This window comes from Salipaludibacillus sp. CUR1, assembly GCF_021028955.1.
In the GTDB taxonomy this organism is placed as follows: Bacteria; Bacillota; Bacilli; order Bacillales; family Salisediminibacteriaceae; genus Salipaludibacillus.
In genome coordinates this window covers 239,319-259,679 of record NZ_JAIWPE010000096.1, presented here as the reverse complement: position 1 = coordinate 259,679, position 20,361 = coordinate 239,319, and the positions used below count along the sequence as shown (strand labels likewise).

General features: G+C 42.4%; 17 protein-coding genes and 1 riboswitch. Of the genes, 16 read left to right on the top strand and 1 reads right to left on the bottom strand.

The window, feature by feature from the left end; all coding sequences use genetic code 11:
• The 4 genes from pyrE to K8O68_RS19975 all read left to right on the top strand — a co-directional run bounded on the left by pyrE (position 1) and on the right by K8O68_RS19975 (position 5,208).
• Positions 1–630, top strand: coding sequence for an orotate phosphoribosyltransferase (gene pyrE / locus K8O68_RS19990; protein ID WP_230898512.1), 630 nt, complete (start codon positions 1–3; stop codon positions 628–630).
• Positions 631–713: 83 nt separating this feature from the next.
• Positions 714–1,373, top strand: a complete 660-nt coding sequence (locus K8O68_RS19985) for a class I SAM-dependent methyltransferase (protein WP_230898511.1) — start codon at positions 714–716, stop codon at positions 1,371–1,373.
• A gap of 222 nt (positions 1,374–1,595) precedes the next feature.
• Entirely contained in the window at positions 1,596–3,350 is a 1,755-nt protein-coding gene (locus tag K8O68_RS19980; RefSeq protein WP_230898510.1) for an ABC transporter ATP-binding protein, read from the top strand.
• Positions 3,351–3,363: 13 nt separating this feature from the next.
• Positions 3,364–5,208 carry an ABC transporter ATP-binding protein gene (locus K8O68_RS19975; protein ID WP_230898509.1) on the top strand — a complete coding sequence of 615 codons (1,845 nt, stop codon included), beginning with the start codon at positions 3,364–3,366 and terminating at the stop codon, positions 5,206–5,208.
• Between the two features lie 84 nt (positions 5,209–5,292).
• Here K8O68_RS19975 and K8O68_RS19970 read toward each other — a convergent pair whose 3' ends face one another.
• Complete coding sequence (locus K8O68_RS19970) at positions 5,293–7,017, bottom strand: Rqc2 family fibronectin-binding protein (protein WP_230898508.1); 1,725 nt, start codon at positions 7,015–7,017, stop codon at positions 5,293–5,295.
• A gap of 240 nt (positions 7,018–7,257) precedes the next feature.
• Here K8O68_RS19970 and K8O68_RS19965 point away from each other — a divergent pair, with 240 nt between their 5' ends.
• From K8O68_RS19965 to rpe, 12 genes are all read left to right on the top strand, one after another.
• On the top strand, positions 7,258–8,139 hold the full coding sequence (locus K8O68_RS19965) for a YicC/YloC family endoribonuclease (RefSeq protein WP_230898507.1): 882 nt from the start codon (positions 7,258–7,260) through the stop codon (positions 8,137–8,139).
• 45 nt (positions 8,140–8,184) lie between these two features.
• Positions 8,185–8,448, top strand: a complete 264-nt coding sequence (remA, locus tag K8O68_RS19960; RefSeq protein ID WP_093047649.1) for an extracellular matrix/biofilm regulator RemA — start codon at positions 8,185–8,187, stop codon at positions 8,446–8,448.
• 145 nt (positions 8,449–8,593) lie between these two features.
• Positions 8,594–9,205 (top strand): guanylate kinase, encoded by a 612-nt coding sequence (gene gmk, locus K8O68_RS19955; RefSeq protein ID WP_230898506.1) that lies wholly within the window; start codon positions 8,594–8,596, stop codon positions 9,203–9,205.
• Positions 9,206–9,210: 5 nt separating this feature from the next.
• Positions 9,211–9,429, top strand: coding sequence for a DNA-directed RNA polymerase subunit omega (rpoZ, locus tag K8O68_RS19950; protein WP_093047647.1), 219 nt, complete (start codon positions 9,211–9,213; stop codon positions 9,427–9,429).
• Positions 9,430–9,657: 228 nt separating this feature from the next.
• The gene (gene coaBC / locus K8O68_RS19945; RefSeq protein WP_230898505.1) at positions 9,658–10,863 is read left to right on the top strand and encodes a bifunctional phosphopantothenoylcysteine decarboxylase/phosphopantothenate--cysteine ligase CoaBC; all 1,206 of its coding nucleotides are present in this window, start codon (positions 9,658–9,660) and stop codon (positions 10,861–10,863) included.
• The gene (gene priA / locus K8O68_RS19940) at positions 10,864–13,302 is read left to right on the top strand and encodes a primosomal protein N' (RefSeq protein ID WP_230898504.1); all 2,439 of its coding nucleotides are present in this window, start codon (positions 10,864–10,866) and stop codon (positions 13,300–13,302) included.
• A 23-nt stretch (positions 13,303–13,325) separates the two neighbouring features.
• Positions 13,326–14,267, top strand: coding sequence for a methionyl-tRNA formyltransferase (gene fmt, locus K8O68_RS19935; RefSeq protein ID WP_230898503.1), 942 nt, complete (start codon positions 13,326–13,328; stop codon positions 14,265–14,267).
• A 4-nt stretch (positions 14,268–14,271) separates the two neighbouring features.
• Complete coding sequence (rsmB, locus tag K8O68_RS19930) at positions 14,272–15,636, top strand: 16S rRNA (cytosine(967)-C(5))-methyltransferase RsmB (RefSeq protein ID WP_230898502.1); 1,365 nt, start codon at positions 14,272–14,274, stop codon at positions 15,634–15,636.
• Positions 15,637–15,671: 35 nt separating this feature from the next.
• Positions 15,672–16,424 carry a Stp1/IreP family PP2C-type Ser/Thr phosphatase gene (locus tag K8O68_RS19925; RefSeq protein WP_230898501.1) on the top strand — a complete coding sequence of 251 codons (753 nt, stop codon included), beginning with the start codon at positions 15,672–15,674 and terminating at the stop codon, positions 16,422–16,424.
• On the top strand, positions 16,421–18,553 hold the full coding sequence (gene pknB, locus K8O68_RS19920; protein WP_230898500.1) for a Stk1 family PASTA domain-containing Ser/Thr kinase: 2,133 nt from the start codon (positions 16,421–16,423) through the stop codon (positions 18,551–18,553). Before K8O68_RS19925 ends, pknB begins: the two co-directional genes overlap by 4 nt.
• Before the next feature lie 76 nt (positions 18,554–18,629).
• Positions 18,630–19,514 (top strand): ribosome small subunit-dependent GTPase A, encoded by an 885-nt coding sequence (rsgA, locus tag K8O68_RS19915; RefSeq protein ID WP_093047640.1) that lies wholly within the window; start codon positions 18,630–18,632, stop codon positions 19,512–19,514.
• Positions 19,515–19,517: 3 nt separating this feature from the next.
• Positions 19,518–20,168 carry a ribulose-phosphate 3-epimerase gene (rpe, locus tag K8O68_RS19910; protein WP_230898499.1) on the top strand — a complete coding sequence of 217 codons (651 nt, stop codon included), beginning with the start codon at positions 19,518–19,520 and terminating at the stop codon, positions 20,166–20,168.
• 22 nt (positions 20,169–20,190) lie between these two features.
• Positions 20,191–20,294, top strand: a riboswitch (TPP riboswitch).
• The last annotated feature ends 67 nt before the right edge of the window (positions 20,295–20,361 follow it).

Below are 20,361 nucleotides of genomic sequence, written 5' to 3'. Positions count from 1 at the left end.
ATGAGAGAAAAACAAACGGCAGACTTATTGCTTTCAATTAATGCTGTGACGCTCCAGCCGGAGGACCCTTTTACATGGAGTTCAGGAATCAAATCACCGATTTATTGCGATAACAGGTTAATTATGTCTTATCCGGCTGAAAGGCAGAAGTTTATTGATTTATTTGTTTCCTACATAAAGGATCATTTCCCTGCGGTGGAAGTGCTCGCAGGTACTGCAACTGCAGGTATCCCGCATGCCGCATGGATTGCAGACCGTCTGGATCTTCCGATGGTTTACGTGAGATCTTCTTCAAAAGGGCACGGTAAACAAAACCGAATTGAAGGGAAATTAAATAAAGGAAAAAAAGTACTGGTTATAGAAGACCTTATATCGACAGGCGGCTCTTCTATCGAAGCGGCTAAATCAGTGGAAGATGCTGGAGGAAAGGTACTTGGAATTTGTTCTATTTTCACTTATGAGCTTCCCTTAGCTGAGAAGGCTGAAAAAGAATCAGGGTACCCTCTGCATTCATTGACTACCTACTCGTTCCTCCTTAAAACAGCCCTCGAAAATAAACAGATTACTGATGATCAACTGAAACTTTTGCAGCAGTGGCGAGAGGATCCTGAAGGCTGGATGTCTGTCTGACTATTTTAAGGCTCTGTTGTTAACAAAACAAAATAATTACCATTTAAGTAAAGCAGTGCCGATAATAAAGGGGCAGAATGGTTATGAGAAAGCTGACACGGGAAGAATTCGATGAACGGGTCGATTTTTTTGACAAAATGGCCTGTTCGTCATGGATCGTTGAAATTCAGAAACAGATGCTTAGTACACTTGGTTCTTGGGATCATTTACGGGTGCTTGATATTGGCTGCGGAACAGGCAGGCTCCTTCACAGAGGCGCTTCAGAGAAATCCAGGTTAACGGGTATAGATTTGTCGCCCTTAACGATTAAACGCGCCCGGGCACTTGCCAAAGAAGTTATTCCGGATACGGATGTAACTTATTACGTGGCGGATGCAGAATCGCTTCCTTTTAGTGATAACTCATACGATCTTGTTCTCTGCTCCTGCTTATTATTTTTAATGCCCGCACCGGAAAAAGTCGTCAGGGAGATGAAGAGAGTGCTGACCACCAGCGGGCGAGTGGCTCTTTTAAATCCCAGTGATGAATTAACCCTTGATATATCCCTCGTTCTTTCGGAAGAGTGGCAGCTTGACAGGACAGAAAGAGAAGCATTAATTCAATGGGGAAGAATAGCTGAAAAAAGACACAGATTCGGTGCTTATGAAATAAAAGCGTTGTTGGAAAAACACGGCTTTCGTGACGTTTTCTCTTCCAAAGTTAAACAAAATATCGGATTAATTACTATAGCTTATGCTGAGTGACTGTCACTCAGCTTTTTTAATGTGCGGCGTAAATAGAAGAAATTGTAAAGGATAAGCAGATATTATTGAGCTATCCTCCAATTTTCAGCGAATTTGAACTAATTTGATAATTAAAACAAATAGAAATATATTTCGGAAACCGATATATTAGATCTACTGTTTAAAATTGTTAGGAGTAATTAAATTTTTTCAAATTATTTTATATGTGAAGGAGGTGCCCTGATGGACACATTTAAACGTTTAAAACAGTTTTACTGGCCTTATAAACGCTATTTCTTTTTGTCCATTCTTTTTTTGTTGGCTGTTACAGCATTTACGGTGGTATATCCGGTTATTCTCCAATTTACAATTGACCATGTGGTATTGGAGGGGAATTTTCATCTTGTCCCTTATGTGGCGGCCGGGTTCTTTTTTATCACATTGCTTAAAGCAGCAGCTGTATACTTTCACCAGTATTTAGGTGACTTGTTTGGCATTCAGTCAGTTTATGAACTGCGAAACGCACTGTATAAGAAACTTCAGTTTTTGCCTTTCCGTTACTATGATAATGCACGAACAGGTGATTTGATGTCACGGTTAACCGCAGATGTGGAAGGGTTCCGTTTCTTTCTATCATTTGGGTTTGCCCAGCTCATTAATTTAACTATGCTTGTCGGCTTGAGTATGGGAATTATGTTTTATTACAGTCCTTCACTGGCTGTAGTTACACTCGCTGCTATGCCTTTCCTCGTCCTGACCGTCTACCGGTTCGATAAAAAAGTCCATCCTGCCTTCACAAATATTAGAAAATCATTTGCAGGAATGACGACTAAAGTACAGGAAAATATCAGCGGTATGACTACAGTTAAGTCTCTCTCTAAAGAAACCTATGAGATGGGCCGGTTTGACTCAAAAAACACGGACTATAAAGATAAGTTTATTTATACGGCAAATATATGGTCAAAATACTTTCCTTTTATGGAACTGATCGGCCAGATCTGTGTGGTCGTCCTGCTTGGATACGGCGGCTGGCTTGTTATTAATGGTGAAATACAGCCGGGGGTGCTCGTCGCATTTTTCAGTTTAATCTGGTTTATTATTAACCCGCTGATGAACCTGGGTTTTATCGTGAATACTTTTTCCCAATCGAAAGCTTCAGGGGAACGGATCTTACAAGTTCTCGATGAAAGAGAAGATATTTTTGATGAGCCGGGAGCAATAGAAAAAGACCGCCTGGATGGCCACGTCGTATTTGAAAATGTAAGCCACAGCTATGATGAAGAAGAAGATTTGGCATTAAAAAATATTTCGTTTAAAGCACCACCTGGAAAAACGATTGGCCTCATTGGGGCCACAGGGTCAGGCAAAACATCTATTACCCAGCTGATTTCACGATTTTATGAGCCTGACCGGGGGAGTATTTGGATAGACGGCAGGCAGATTACTGATTACACTCTGAAAACGATCCGGAAGAATACAGGTGTTGTGCTGCAGGAATCGTTCCTTTTTTCGTCTTCAGTTAAGGATAATATATCTTACGGGGCCCCGGAAGCATCGATGGAGCGTATTATAGATGCGGCTATTCGTGCAGATGCCCATGACTTTATTAAGGATTTACCGGAAGGCTACGACACTATTTTAGGAGAGCGGGGCGGAGGATTATCCGGCGGGCAAAAACAGAGAATAGCTATTGCAAGAGCGATCTGTATTGACCCAAGTATTCTTATTCTTGATGACGCTACGAGTGCAGTGGACATGGAAACTGAAGCAAAAATACAAGCTGCCTTTCAGGAAGTTATGAAAGGGCGCACAACCTTTATTATTGCGCACCGTATTTCCTCACTTATGCATGCAGATGAGATTATCGTACTGGATGAAGGGGAGATTGTGGAAAGAGGCACGCATGACGAACTCCTTGCTATAGAAGACGGGCATTACAAGCGTATATATGAGATACAGTTCCAGGACCGTAAACAATTTCTGGAAGAAGCGACATGAGGAGGTGACGAACGTGAGTGAAGACAATCGGGACACTCAAAATTATAAAACGCGTGAAGAAAGAACATTAAAGAGATTTCATTATTCGCAGGACCAGGCTATCGAAAAGCCGTTCAACTGGAAGCAGATGACCCGTTTACTGGGATACATGAAACCGTACTCAGCAAATATCCTGCCGGTAGCCATCCTTGGAATGCTCATGTCTACAGCAGTCAGGCTACTGGCTCCTGTATTAATAGGAAGCTATGCTCTTGATCATATTATTGAAACAGGAGATGTGTCTTTTTTAACGATGATGGTGCTTGTCATTGCAGGGCTTTATGTGATCTCCTGGATCGGAAATACACTGCGGATACGGTTTATGAATAAATTAGGGCAGTTAGTTATTTTTGATTTGAGAAAGGCGTTATTTAACCATATCCAGCGTTTGTCTCACCGTTTCTTCGACCAGCGGTCAGCAGGCTCAATTCTAGTGAGAATTACAAATGATGTGAACAGCCTGCAGGACTTGTTTACTAATGGTGTTATTAATTTGTTAATGGATCTGATTATGCTGATAGGGATTATTGTCATGCTGTTTATTATTAGCCCTGAGCTCACTCTGGCCATTATGATTGTACTCCCTCTAATGTTTTTTATTTCTACCAGACTCAGGAGAAACATCAGGCGGTCCTGGCAGGATGTTAGAATTAAACAGTCAATGATTAACTCCCACTTGAATGAGAGTATTCAGGGTATCAGAATTACACAATCATATACCCAGGAGAAAGAAAATATCGGCTTTTTTAATCAAATGAATGAGCAGAACTTTGAAGCATGGCGAAATGCAACACAGAAAAGTGCGATGTTTCGGCCGTTCGTTGAAATGAGCAGTGCAATCGGTACGGCTGTGCTGTTATGGTATGGCGTTTTCTTAATCCAGGGCCAGGCATTAAGTGTGGGTGAATTTTTCGCTTTTTCACTTTATATAGGAATGTTCTGGGAACCCATCTCACGGCTTGGCCAAGTTTACAACCAGCTTCTCGTAGGAATGGCTTCGTCTGAACGGATTTTTGAGTTTCTTGATGAACAGCCGTCTGTACCTGAAAAACAAGATGCAAAAAAGCTTAAAGATGTTAAAGGCCATATCAAGTTCGATCATGTTGAATTTGCTTATGACAAGAACCGTAAAGCCTTGCAAAATATTAACCTTGAAATGAAGCAGGGACAGACTGTCGCTCTGGTGGGGCACACCGGGAGCGGGAAAACCACAATTGTCAACTTAATCAGCAGGTTCTATGACCCTACTGCAGGCAAGGTGCTCCTTGACGGACACGATTTGAGAGATGTGAGCCTCGACAGCCTGAGGGAGAAAGTCAGTATTGTGCTTCAGGACACGTTCATTTTTTCAGGAACGATTATGGAAAATATCCGTTTCGGAAGACCGGACGCAACCGATGAGGAAGTGATGGAGGCAGCCAGGACTGTGGGGGCTGATAAATTTATCGCACAGCTTAATAAAGGGTATGAAACGGAAGTTGAGGAACGCGGTAATGTGCTCTCAGTCGGGGAACGCCAGCTTATTTCTTTTGCCCGTGCTTTACTGGCTGATCCTCAGATTCTTATATTGGATGAGGCAACGGCTTCAATAGATACGGAGACTGAACAGCTTATTCAAAAGGCTCTTAAAACACTGCTTAAAGGCAGAACAGCGATTATGATTGCTCACCGGCTGTCAACTATCCGTGAAGCAGATAATATTATTGTACTGGAACAAGGGAAAATTTTGGAGCAGGGTAACCACGACGAGCTGATGGATCAGAAAGGTGAATATTACAGCCTCGTTAAATCGCAGTTTAAAGTGCTGAATGCCGTTTAAATTATAAAGTGTACTGCGCGCCACAATGAGAACATAAAATTAAACGGTGCCCTGATGAGCAGCTGCTCATCAGGGCACGTTTAATTAATTTGATTTCTCAGCTCTCTCTTTAAGTTCGCGGACCAGATTGTCATCAGGCGTAACAAACAACGTTGTCTGATTATCGTAAGTCACGTAACCGGGCTTGGCACCGCTTGGTTTTTTCACATGACGGATTAACGTATAATCAACAGGCACCTGTCCCGACATTCTTCCTTTACTGAAATAGGCAGCTAAATTAGCCGCTTCTTTGAGCGTGGCATCCCCGAATTCCTGACTGCGGATAATCACATGGGACCCCGGAATGTCTTTTGTATGCAGCCATGTATCGTCTTGCCGTGCAAGCCTGTTAGTCAAATACTCGTTCTGCTTGTTGTTTTTTCCTACATATAAATCTGCCCCTTCTGAAGAGACATACCTTTCTACTGAAGGTTTTGCAGGTTTCTTTTTCTTTTTCTTCTGCACCCTTTTCTTCAAATAACCCTCGTTTTCAAGTTCTTCACGAATATCTTCCAGGTCTTTCGTTGAAGCAAATTCGATTTGCTGAATTAGCGAATCGAGGTAATCCATCTCTGTTTCAGCCTGCTCAATTTGCTCAATGACATAAGCTACTGAATTTTTCAGTTTATGATATTTCTTAAAAAAAGTCTGCGCGTTTTCAGAGGCAGTTTTTTGGTGATCTAAAGGAATAGTTATTTCTTTTTGATCCGGGTCATAATAATCTATTACTGTTAATTCTTTTTGCCCGGGAGCTGCTAGATGCATATGGGCAGTTAACAATTCGCCAAATTTCTGGTGCTTTTTCGCTTTGTCAGCATCCTTTAACGTTTTTTGAAGTTTAGATATTTTCTTTTTATTTTTTTGATATTCATTCCGCAGAAACCGTTCAAGATCGTAAGCACGCTGTTTAACCCGGTCTCTTTCTGCTTTATCAACATAAAACCGGTCCAGCATGTCATGAATAGTATTAAAGTAGAGGCGTTCACCTTCCAAATGATCCATAGGGATAATTGAATAAGCTTCTTTAGCCCCTCCTGTAATCATAAATGGTTTATAATTTTTTTCTTTTACAGGTTTTAATACGTCAGTAAATGCTGCAGGCAATGTTTCTCTGTTTATGAGACCGGCTCTGTGCATTATTTCTTTAATTACCTGGGGGGACAAACCGCTGAATATATCACGGATTTGCTGGTCCATTTTCCCCTGGTTAAAGTTCAGTTTTCTTAACAAACCGGCTTCATCTATTTCCAGGGGGTTCAGTTTATCCTGGTGGGGAGGTTCTTTATAAGGCTGGCCAGGAAGCACCGTCCGGTACTGGGAAAGTGACGGTGGAATATGTTTCATGCTGTCCAGAATAATATCATTCTCTTTATCGATGAAAATAATATTACTGTGCCGCCCCATTAGTTCCAGAATCAGTTTTTTGTATGATACATCTCCCAGTTCATTTCTGCCCTTAAAAGAAAAGGTGACAATTCGCTCAAGCCCATTCTGTTCAATGCTTTCCAGAATGCTCCCTTCAAGATGCTTGCGCAAAACCATACAGAACATAGGAGGCTCTTGGGGATTATCAAATTTAATATTAGTCAGGTGAAATCTTGCAAAAGATGGATTAACAGATAAGAACAGGGAATGGTTTGTTCCGCCTGCCCTGACAGTAACCATTAAGTCAGTAGGATAGGGCTGGTGTATTTTAACGATTCTTCCACTGGCTATTTTATCTTTCAGATCATCAGTTACCGCCCGTGTTACAATGCCGTCAAAAGACATTCGGAAACCTCCTTTATATAAGCTGTCATTTGCAGCCTGTTTTTAATAAACGATTGCAGGCAGGAATACCTCAGGCTGTGTATGAGCTTTTCCTATTATAGCAAAAATCATCTGTGGAACAAGGCAATAGTATTCAGGAGATAAATAATGTCCATTTTCCCTTTAAAATGGTAAGATTCTTATACGGCCCTTGTTGTCAGTTTGAAAATTGTTTAGAATATAAGTGTGGATGTGATATAAATGATTAAGAGTATGACAGGATACGGGCGGTCTGCTAAGGAAAACGGGAATTTTAAAGTAACAGCCGAGATGAAGGCTGTAAATCACCGTTTTTGCGAAATAAATATACGTATGCCAAGGCAGTTGCTGTTCCTGGAAGACCGACTTAAAAAAGCAATTTCCCGCTATGTAAAACGCGGCAAAGTAGATGTTTTTTTAAACCTTCAGGGAGAAAGTATTGTTAAAAGATCCTTATCAATTGACTGGGATTTATTTCACCAGTACCACCATCTTTATGAACAAATGGTTGAAAACACCGTAGCTTCTGAAGCCTTTCCAATTGATCGCCTCCTTTTACATGAAGAAGTCGTATCAGTCGAAGAGTCAGATGAGGTATCAAAAGAGCTTGAAGAAATGGTTAAAATATCTGTAGATGAAGCCGTCTCCCAGCTTGTTAAAATGAGGCAAAGTGAGGGCCGGGAACTGCTTGAGGATTTGGCACGCCGTTTACAGAAGCTGTCTGACTATCTGGAGCAGCTGCGGACTTTTGCCCCGCAGGTTCAGGAACTCTATAGAGAAAGACTCCTGAAAAAAGTTGAAAGTTTCATGGAAGGAAATACCGAAATTGATGAATCACGTATTCTAACAGAGGTTTCTGTTTATGCTGATAAATCAGATGTTGAGGAAGAATTAACAAGAATTGACAGTCATCTTAAGCAATTTTCGTCGATTTTAAATGACGGGGAAGTAGTTGGAAGGAAACTCGACTTTCTCGTTCAGGAATTGAACAGAGAAATAAATACGATCGGTTCAAAAGCTAACCACCTTGATGTCAGCCAAATTGTTGTGAATTTAAAAGCTGATTTGGAAAAGATCAGGGAACAAGTGCAAAATGTAGAATAATTATGATAATAAATAAACTTTTTAATAAAGATAGGAGAATGACACTTGGATATTAAACTTATTAATATTGGTTTTGGAAATATTGTATCTGCTAACCGCATTATTTCAATTGTAAGTCCTGAGTCTGCGCCCATTAAAAGGATTATCTCTGACGCGCGTGAAAGAAATATGCTGGTGGATGCTACATACGGGCGCCGCACCCGCGCCGTCATCATCGCAGACAGCGACCACGTCATCCTTTCTGCTGTCCAGCCGGAAACAGTGGCACAAAGAGTCATTTCCAGTAAAGATGATGATTCAGAAGAATAACATTTTCAGCCTGTTTCTACTATAATCTTAACGTATGTCTGCCATCGGTTTGCCGATGGCATTCCCTTTGTTATAATAAGACTGCCTACCGCAGCAATTAAAAACATGCTAGAATAGACTTTATAACTAATAGTTGGAGGTTTATATGAAACGAGAAAAAGGTCTCCTCATCGTCCTTTCCGGTCCTTCAGGAGTGGGAAAAGGTACGGTTTGCGGGGCATTAAGAAAACATGATACGCATATTAAATATTCCGTTTCTGCTACTACCAGAAAGCCCAGAGAAGGAGAAGTGGAAGGAGTCAATTATTTCTTTAAATCCCACGAGGAGTTCCAACGTATGATCAGGGAGAACGAACTGCTGGAATATGCCCAGTACGTGGACAACTTCTACGGTACTCCCCGGAACTATGTCGAAGAGATGATTGCCAGCGGAAGAGATGTCATCCTGGAAATTGAAGTTCAAGGAGCCCTGCAGGTCAAGGAAACATTCCCTGAAGGAGTGTTTATATTTCTGATGCCTCCAAGCCTTAAAGAATTGCGCAGCCGGATAGAAGGGCGAGGCACGGAGACGAAAGATCTAATAGATAACCGTATGACAGTGGCAAGAGATGAAATCGATCTGATGGACAAATACGACTATGTTGTTGAAAACGATGAAGTGGAAGCGGCGGTGGAAAGAATAAAATCCATCGTAACTGCCGAGAATTGTAAGAAAGAACGTTTGATCCATCTTTATAAAGAACTTGTTGAGGAGTGATTGTATTGCTACAACCATCTATTGATTCATTAATGACTAAAATTAATTCGAAGTATACGCTTGTGACTGTTTCCGCGCACAGAGCGAGACAGCTTCGGGAAAAACCTGAACTATTTCAAAAAGCAGATGATTCTAAATCAGTCAATTATGTAGGGATGGCTCTGGAAGAAATTGAGTCTGAAAAACTAACTTACGAAATTCGTGACAAGAAAGAAACAACCTGAATATAATAGGTTGTTTCTTTCTTTTATAACTTGAAAATTCATACATACTATCAAAAAAAGTTTGCTCATTCTTTGGACGGAACTTTGCGGTCAGCGTCTTTGTTATCCGGTAAACCGCGGTAAAAAAATCAAAGAATAATTGACGGGGCTGCGCCCAGTGAGCCAGGATTTTAAAGTATAATAAAACAGATGGAAAACTAAATGGACAAGATATACGGGGGGAAGAAAATGGCTAAAAAAAATATATTATTGTGTGTCACTGGAGGCATTGCTGTATTCAAAGCAGCAGCTTTAACAAGTAAGCTTATCCAGGAGAATTATAATGTAAAAGTGGTCATGAGTTCATCGGCAAGAGAATTTGTCACTCCGCTGACATTTCAGGCGTTATCAAGAGATCATGTTTACGTAGATACCTTTACTGAACCGGATCCCGCAAAAATTGCCCATATAGATATTGCTGATTGGGCTGATTTGGTTCTCATTGCACCGGCTACAGCTAACATCATCGGAAAGCTGGCTCACGGTATAGCTGATGATATGGTTACGACCACACTGCTGGCTAGCACTGCGCCGGTAATGATTGCCCCTGCAATGAATGTTCATATGTATGACCACCCTGCTGTTAAAAAGAATATGGAAACGCTTAAAGGTTTTGGGTACGACTTTGTGGAACCTGACGAAGGCTATTTGGCATGCGGATATGAAGGTAAAGGGAGAATGGCTGAACCTGAAGATCTTCTCGCTGTTGTGAATCATCATTTTATACGTCAGTCTCATCCGAATTGGCATGGTAAGCGGGTTTTGGTTACGGCAGGACCGACCCAGGAAGTGATTGACCCGGTGAGGTTTTTTTCTAACCGCTCATCCGGAAAAATGGGGTACGCCATTGCAGAAGCTGCAGCTGCCAGGGGAGCGGATGTCACTTTAATCAGCGGTCCTGTATCACTTGACCCGCCTCACGGAGTACGTCTTCTTCCGGTTACTTCGGCAGAGGAAATGTATCATGCCGCCGACGCCCATTTTGGAAGCGCAGATATCGTGATTAAAGCTGCCGCTGTGGCAGATTACAGGCCTAAAGATACGTATAACCAAAAAATGAAAAAAACGCCCGGAGACATACAGATTGAAATGGAAAGAACAACAGATATCCTTAAGTCTTTAGGCAGGAAAAAGACTAAGCAGATTCTTGTCGGTTTTGCAGCAGAATCGGAGAATATAGAAGAAAATGCAAGGAAGAAAATCGAATCAAAACGACTGGATTTAATCGCAGCCAATTCCATTGTTAAAGAAGGATCCGGTTTTCAGGGGGATACGAACGAATTAATGCTCTATTACGCGGACGGGAGAAAGATTCCGGTTCCATTGACTACCAAACATGAAGCAGCCGGGCATCTTCTTGAGGCCATTGAGCCATTGTTTTCGGAGGGGCATTAAATGATAGCGAAAGTTATAGTGGATGTGGCGGCGAATCAGACAGACCGGGTGTTTGATTATATTGTTCCGGATGAATTCAGGGAAACAATTGCTCCGGGCGCACGTGTTACTGTATCTTTCGGACCAAGAAAAGTACAGGGATTTGTCACCGGGCTGGATGAACAGAGCAATTATAGTTCAAAAAAGCTTAAAGAGCTTGAAAACCTTATCGATCTAAAGCCGCCTTTAACAAAAGAACTGCTTTTTCTTGCAGAATGGATTAAGAATGATACGCTGTCTTTCCATATATCAGTATTGAAATCAATGCTTCCGGCGGCTATGAGAGCAAAATATGATAAAAAACTGACACTAGTTTCAGAAGAGATGCTCTCAAAATTGCCTGAAACAATTAAACCTTTCTTTGAAGATGGTAAAACTCTCGACAGCTGGGAAGAATGGAGAAAGAAGGCAGCGGAAGACGAAAAGAAAGATATGATGAAAGCAGTCCGGCAGGAATTACTGGAAGTGACGCCATTAGTGAAGACAAATGAAACAAAAAAGAAACAGCTCGTTGTCAAATCCGCCTTATCAAAAGAAGAGCTTAAAGCTGTGCTTGATGATTTTTCTTCAAAGGCAGCGAAACAAAAAGCTTTGCTCAGTTATTTTTATGAGAATGTGCAGGAAGACGTTCGACTGGTTATTTCAGAGCTGATGGAGCAGGCAGGTGTTTCCCGGCAGACTGTTCAGGAGTTAGTTAATAAAGAATATCTTATAAAAGAAGAACAGGTTGTGAGCCGTGATCCTTTTGAAGGGCGAACATTTGCGCCCTCTTCCCCTCTGCCGTTAATGGATGAACAGGAAGAAGCCCTTGCGCCTGTGATAGATTCTATTGTTGAAGAAAGACATACGACCTTTCTGCTGCGGGGAGTCACCGGGAGCGGAAAAACGGAAGTTTATATGCAGGCTATTGACCAGGTAATCCGTAAAGGAAAAGAAGCGATCGTGCTGGTGCCTGAAATCTCATTGACTCCTCAAATGGTAACCCGGTTCAAGGAGAGATTCGGGTCCAGAGTGGCCGTTTTACATAGTGCTTTATCTAAAGGAGAAAAGTACGATGAATGGCTGAAAATCCGTGAAGGCAAAGTAGACGTCGCTGTAGGAGCACGTTCAGCTATATTTGCCCCATTCGAAAACCTAGGCATCGTCATTATTGATGAAGAACATGAAACAAGCTATAAACAGGAAGAAACGCCAAGGTACCATGCCAGGCAGGTGGCTATTAAACGGGGAGAGATCTATAATTGTCCTGTCATCTTAGGAAGTGCGACTCCTTCCCTGGAAAGTTACGCCCGCGCAAAAAAAGGAGTCTATCATTTACTGACTATGGAAAACAGGGTTAACCATGTGCAAATGCCTGAAGTGACCCTTGTCGATATGAGAGAAGAATTAAGGGAAGGGAACAGATCCATGTTTTCCCGGGAACTTTTAGAAGGCATAGAAGCCCGGTTGGAGAAAAAGGAACAAACAGTCCTGTTTTTGAACCGCCGGGGCTACTCAACTTTTATTATGTGCCGGGACTGCGGGTATGTCGCGCAATGCCCTCATTGTGATATTTCATTGACCTATCACCGGTACAACCAGTCTTTGCAGTGTCACTATTGCGGTCATTCCGAGACGATCCCAAGTATCTGCCCGGAGTGTCAAAGTGACTCTATCCGTTTTTTCGGAACAGGCACCCAAAAAGTAGAGGAAGAGCTTTTGAAACTTTTTCCCGATCTCAATGTCATTCGTATGGATGTTGATACTACCCGGAAAAAAGGGGCGCATGAACGGCTTTTAAAACAGTTTGGTGAAGGCAAAGCTGATGTTCTTTTAGGCACTCAGATGATTGCCAAAGGTCTTGACTTTCCTGATATTACGCTCGTAGGCGTACTGGCTGCCGACTCCATGCTCCACCTTCCTGATTTCAGGTCTGCCGAAAGAACATTTCAACTGCTTACTCAAGTAAGCGGAAGAGCAGGCCGTCATACAAAAAAAGGTGAAGTGATGGTGCAGACCTATACGCCTGACCATTACAGTATTATAGATGTAAAGGCTCATGATTATTTGTCTTTTTTTGAAAAGGAAATGAGTGTCCGAAGGCAGGGGGGGTATCCTCCCTATTATTTCCTGGCGCTCATTCACATAAGTGATGAAAGGCTTGATCAGGTTATCTCTGTAAGTGAAAAAATAGCTTCATTTCTAAACAGGTCGCTTTCAGACGGGACGATGGTTTACGGTCCTGTAGCGTCGGCCATACCACGGATCAAAGATAGATATCGATACCAATGCATGGTAAAATATAAAGTTGAGCCAAAGTTAACTGAAGCATTACAGGAAATAATTAAAACATATCAGGGAGAGATGGCCCGAACCGGGTTATCCATTACGATCGATACAAATCCATACACAATGTTATAAACTTTCTAAGGAGAGAATAATATATGAAAATAGTTTTTATGGGTACGCCGGATTTTGCTGTTCCTGTATTGGAATCAGTGGTTAATAACGGCTATGACGTTTCTTTGGTAGTTACCCAGCCTGACAGACCTAAAGGAAGAAAACAGACATTAACACCGCCTCCTGTCAAGGTGGCCGCAGAAAAAATGGGACTGCCAGTTTTTCAGCCAGAAAAAATAAAAAATGAAAACGAATGGAAACAAGTGGAAAAAATCAACCCTGACTTAATTATTACAGCGGCTTTTGGACAAATTCTCCCCCAGGAGCTGCTTGATGTACCTCCAAAAGGCTGTATTAATGTGCATGCCTCACTGCTTCCAAAATATCGGGGAGGGGCACCGATTCATCAGGCGGTAATTGATGGAGAAGAAAAGACAGGGATAACTATTATGTACATGGTTGCTAAATTAGATGCTGGGGATATGATTGCCCAGGAAGCACTGCCCATTCTTCCTGAGGATACTACAGGCACCATGCATGATAAATTAAGTCTTTTAGGTGCAGAGTTATTAACCAGGACTCTTCCTCTTATTGAGAAAGGAGAAATTCATCCTGTTAAACAGGATGAAAAGTATGTGACTTATGCTCCTAATATAAAAAAAGAGCAAGAGCGAATCGACTGGGCTAAAACAGCAGATCAGCTTTTCAACCAGGTTCGCGGATTAAACCCTTGGCCTGTTGCCCATACGGAAGCTGAAGGGAAAAGGTTTAAAATATGGGAAGCGGAAACCAGGCAAGACCATACTGACGAGTCGCCAGGCACGGTCGTGGCAATTGAAGAAAACGATATAAAGGTGGCATGCGGGGATGGAAAGACACTGGCATTAACAAAAGTCCAGCCTGCAGGAAAAAAACCGATGGATGTTGCTACCTTTCTAAGGGGAGCGGGGAGTAATTGGGAGCCCGGAATGAAGTTAGGAGAGTAATTAAATGAAGAAAGATTTAAAGACAGCCAACGTACGGGATGCCGCGTTGGAAATTCTGTTGAAAATAGAAAAGAATCAGGCATACAGCAACCTCCTTATTAACGATACAATTAAAAAAATGAAAGTCCCTCAAGTGGATGTCCCGCTTCTCACCGAGTTAGTTTACGGGACCATCCAGAATCAGATGAGGCTGGATTATTACTTATCTTCATTTACGAAAAAGCCATTAAAAAAATTGGATAAATGGGTTCACATTCTTTTAAGAATGACTGTTTACCAGCTCGTGTTTTTAGACCGGATCCCGGATCATGCTGCAATTAACGAAGCCGTGGAAATTGCTAAAAAAAGAGGGCATAAAGGGACAGCCGGTTTTGTAAACGGTATGCTGAGAGGATTGCTTCGCGGGGAACTTCCTTCTTTAGATAATATAAATGATAATGTCAAGCGGCTGTCGGTAGAAACGAGCCACCCTGAATGGCTTCTTAAACGGTGGATAAACCAGTACGGATTTGAAAGGGCAGAAAAAACGGCTAGGGCAAACCTTTCCGCACCTGTTCATTCATTGAGGGTTAATACGGCACGCTCCACAGTTAAGGAAGTTAAAGAGTCTTTAACAGCTGAAGGGCTGGAAGTAGAAGAAAGCCCTCTCTTGCAGGAGAGCCTCCGTCTAAAGAAAGGTTCTGTTATTAATACTGAAGCTTTTAAACAAGGTTACGTATCTGTTCAAGACGAAGGATCGATGCTCGTTTCTCACGCAGTTGACCCTCAACCGGGGGAAAAGATACTGGACGCATGCGCAGCTCCCGGCGGGAAGTCTGCTCATATGGCTGAACGTATGAATAATGAAGGAGAAATCGTCAGTATTGATATCCACGCCCATAAAGTGAAACTCGTAAAGGAACAGCAAAAGAGACTTAACTTGTCAGTCATAAAAGGAGAAACGGCAGATGCCCGGAAACTTCATGAAACATTTGCACCCGAAACTTTTGATAAAATACTAGTTGATGCTCCCTGTTCCGGCTTGGGCGTTATACAAAGAAAACCCGATTTAAAGTGGTCTAAGCAGGAAGATGATATACTGCGTTTATCTTCCATTCAAGAAGCGATTGTCCAGTCTGTCTGGCCTCTTCTGAAAAAAGGCGGCCGTCTGGTGTACAGTACATGCACTATTGACGTGGAAGAAAATGAACGTTTAATTTCCCGGTTTGTGGACACGCACGAAGATGCTGTTTTTGATTCACAGCTGAAAGACAGGCTTCCGGCAGTAATTTCAGAAATACACGGGAACCTGTCGGGAAAAGTGCAGTTATTTCCCGGGGATTTTGGTACAGACGGCTTTTTTATTTCTTCAATAATGAAAGGTGACTAATTAAAAGATGACAGTGGAAATGAGGAGATAGGCAGATGAAAGGGATTTTTCGTACCCATACAGGAAAAGTACGTCCTCATAACGAAGATGACGGGGCCGTAAAAGAAAATCAGACAGGGCACATGCTCGCTCTTGTGGCAGATGGGATGGGCGGCCACCAGGCAGGGGATGTAGCAAGTAAAATGGCACGGGATGGGCTGTTGAATTACTGGAAAGAAATTGACAAACAGCTCTCTCCGAAAGAAGCTGAAGAATGGCTGAATGATACCGTACAAAAATTAAATAAAGAGATTTTTCTTCAATCCCGCCAAAATGCCCAATGTGAAGGAATGGGTACCACTCTTGTTGCAGCTGTGTGTACCGATGAATATGTTTCCTTTTCCAATGTAGGTGATTCACGCGTTTACTTGTTTGAAGACAGGCAATTAAAGCAAATGACAGAAGACCATTCTTTAGTAGGAGAACTCGTCCGCTCCGGCCAGATATCTGAGGAAGAAGCTGAACATCATCCCCGAAAAAATGTTTTGTTAAGAGCGTTAGGGACTGAAAAAAGTATTGAAGTAGATGTCAGAACAATCAGCTGGCGTGAAGGAGATATGCTTTTACTCTGTTCGGACGGGCTGACAAATATGGTTTCTGATGAGGAAATTTCTTCATACCTTTCAAGCTCTGAAAACTTAGATGAAATTGCCGCACAGCTTGTGGATCATGCTAATAAAGCCGGCGGGGAAGATAACATTTCACTTACACTGGTTCGTCATGAGACGGAAGGTGTGAGTCACACATGAATCACAAAAGGGTCAGTGGCCGTTATGAGATCATTCGTCCGGTAGGCGGCGGAGGGATGGCTGATGTCTATTTGGCCAAAGATTTAATATTAGACCGTACGGTTGCTGTCAAAATGCTCAAGGAGCAGTTTTCTAAAGATGAGGAGTTTATCCGCCGTTTCAGGCGGGAGGCCCAGTCGGCAACAAGTTTATCCCACCCGAACGTTGTCAATATTTACGATGTGGGGGAAGAAGAAGATTTATATTATATTGTCATGGAGTATGTGGAAGGCCAGACGCTGAAGGATTATATTAACGAGAAAGGCAGACTCTCAGTATCTGAAACTGTGAGGATTCTTGAACAAATTGTAGCGGCTGTAAGCCACGCCCATGATAATCATATCGTCCACCGCGATATTAAGCCTCATAATATTCTGATGAGTAAAGATGGGGAGGCAAAAGTAACAGATTTCGGAATAGCGAGAGCGATCAGTGAAGCGACGATTACCCACACCAACTCAGTTCTCGGATCCGTTCATTACTTATCACCTGAACAGGCCAGGGGAGGACAAGTCACTTACAAATCGGACTTATATTCTCTTGGAGTAGTCACTTATGAAATGCTTTCGGGAGAAGTTCCTTTTTCAGGGGACACGGCAGTTTCAGTCGCTATTAAACATTTACAGGAGCCTTTGCCTCTTCTTAGAGAAAAAGATTCAGCCATTCCACAGAGTATTGAAAACTTTGTAATCAAAGCCACAGCAAAAGATCCTTTTAAAAGGTTCAATTCGGCTGAAGATATGCTGCTTGATTTATCCACTATTCTCGACGAAGGTCGCCGTGATGAAGCCCCTTATCAGATTTCAGATCCTGATGAAGAAGTGACAAAAGCAATACCTGCTGCAGGCATTCAAGGACAGACAGACCAGGAAGAGACAATTGTACCTTCCAAAACAGCTGGAGGAACAAATGTCTTCCATAACTCTAAGCCGGCAGCCGAACAGCCGGATATTAAGAAAAAAGAAAAAGGTGCCAAGTTCTGGGTGAAAGCTTCATTACTTGCATTGGTGTTTTTCATCGGGCTGATTTTCCTTATTTTTTATTTAATACCAACCTGGCTCCATGTGAATGAAGTTGAAATTCCCGATGGCTTGCACGGGATGGAATATAACGAAGCATTTGAAACATTAATGGAACTCAACCTTGAAGTTGAACAGGAACTCCGCCATGATGACGAGATGGAGGAGGGGCATGTTATTACTCACAGACCAGGAGCAGGCCAGTCTGTAAAAGAAGGGACGATCGTCACGTTAGTAGTCAGTGAAGGGTCAGAACCAGTGGAAATGGAAGACTTAATCGGACAGTCGAGAGAAAGAGCTGAAGACCTGCTGCAGGATTTTGATGACTTCAGCATTCAATTTGAAGAAACATCCGAATATGACGACGACACAGTGATTGATCAAAGTCCTGAACCCGGGTCAATGGTTGTTCCTCAGGAGACCGTCGTACGCCTGACTGTGAGCGAAAGGCCGACGTATATTATGAGCAACCTGTATGATATGACAAGGGAAGAAGTTCTGGCCACATTTGAAGGAAACGACCTGATAGATCTGAAAATTGAGGAAGAGTATCATTCTACAGTGGAAGAAGGAAGGGTGATCACTCAGTATCCTCCAAGAGGAACGGAAATCAGGGAACACACAACAGTGAATGCAGTTTTTTCAAAAGGTCAGGAACCTATAGAGGAGCCCGAAGAAGAGCCTGTCTCCGCGACGGTGCCTTTTAAAGTAGAAGTGCCCGATGATGATAACGCCGATGAAGATACGGTTGAAAATGCCGGAGAGAACAATGGGGAAAACAATGATAGTAATGAAGAAGGAAATAATAATGATGAGAGCAACATCAATAATGAAGACGCAGGCGACGATGAAGAGAGACCATCATACAGGATCAGGCTGTCTGTAACAGATATGGATAACCGGACGCCACTCCAGATTGTCGATGAAGAAATTACTGAAGACACAACATTTGATGTGCCTATGACAGTAGCGCCTGAAGATTCCGGTTTTATCATTCTCTTTGTCGGGGATGAAGAATTTGAAGACTCTCCTTATGAATATACGTATGATGAATTGAAAGAATATCAATAAATCCAGACGGGGTTTCCTGGGAGGCGGACGAGTCTTCCGGAAACTTGTCTGCGAAATTTAAAATCAGGAGGATGGCATGCCAAGAGGACGTATTATAAAAGCATTGAGCGGGTTTTATTATGTGGAAAATGAAGACGGAATCTTTCAATGCCGGGGACGGGGAAATTTCCGGAAGAGGAAACTTACGCCATTAGTGGGAGACTGGGTAGAATTTGAGGCGGCTAATAAGACTGACGGATACGTTCTGGAAATGGAAGACCGGCTGAATGAGCTTGTGAGGCCTCCCATTGCAAATGTAGAACAGGCAATTCTCGTGTTTTCAGTAGAATCGCCTTCATTTAACCCTGTTCTTTTAGACCGTTTTCTCGTGCACATAGAAGCTAACAATATATCACCGGTAATTTGTCTTTCTAAAATCGACCTGCTTTCCGGAGAAGATTCTTCACTTATTGAAAAATATGAAGAAGATTATAAAAAGCTTGGTTACGAAGTGTTGAAGACATCGATCTATATCGAGGAAACGCTGAACCAGTTAAAACCATATTTATCTGGAAAAGTATCTGTCTTTGCCGGACAGTCAGGTGTCGGAAAGTCCTCCTTGCTTAATGCGTTGAAACCTGAATTAAATATAGAAACCAATGAAATATCTAAAAGTCTTGGCAGAGGAAAGCATACGACCCGGCATGTGGAGCTTATTCCGCTGGAAGAGGGCGGGTATGTAGCAGATACTCCCGGCTTTAGTTCTTTGGATTTTCAAAATATCGAAACGGAAGAACTTTCACAGTTCTTTCCTGAAATGCTTGAACGGATAAACGATTGTAAATTCCGAGCCTGTACCCACATTAACGAGCCGTCCTGTGCGGTTAAACAAGCCTATAAAGACGGGCTTATTGCTTCGCACCGTTATGAGCATTATGCCCAGTTTTTAGATGAGATTAAAAACCAAAAACGGAGGTATTAAAAGATGGTTAAAGTAGCCCCTTCAATTTTATCAGCAGATTTCGCTAAATTAGGCGACGAAATAAAAGATGTGGAAGCGGGAGGTGCCGATTACATCCACGTAGATGTAATGGATGGACATTTTGTCCCTAATATTACTATAGGGCCGCTAATCGTAAATGCTGTACGTCCTGTCACTGACCTTCCTTTGGATGTTCATTTAATGATTGAGAACCCTGATCAGTATATTCCTTTGTTTGCAGAAGCAGGAGCTGATATTATCAGTGTCCATGTTGAAACTTGCCCGCATTTGCACCGTACTGTACATATGATTAAAGAGGCCGGCGTCAAAGCCGGAGTAGTTTTAAATCCCGCTACTCCAGTAGAATCTGTCAGGCATATCATTCAGGACGTAGACCTCGTTCTTCTAATGACAGTAAATCCAGGGTTCGGAGGCCAGACATTCATTCATGAGGTGCTTCCGAAAATAAGGGAAGTTAAAGAGATGGTTGCCAAACTGGACAAAGATATAGAAATTGAGGTAGATGGAGGCGTGAATGCTGAAACTGCTGAGTTGTGTATTGAAGCAGGAGCGGATGTTTTAGTGGCAGGGTCTGCTGTGTACGGAAAAACAGACAGGCAAAAAGCCATTGAAAGTATCCGGTCATCAAGGTAAGATTAAACTATAAATAAAATACAAGAACCACAAGGGGAGTCCTTAGAAGGACTGAGAGGAAGCTGCCGCTTCGACCCTGAGAACCTGTGAGTTGATACTTGCGTAGGGATGTGGAGCCGGTATAAACGGCTGTTGCATTTGAGGCAATAGCTGTTTTTTATTTTTCAGTTCAGCCCCTTCCTTTGCGGTTCGT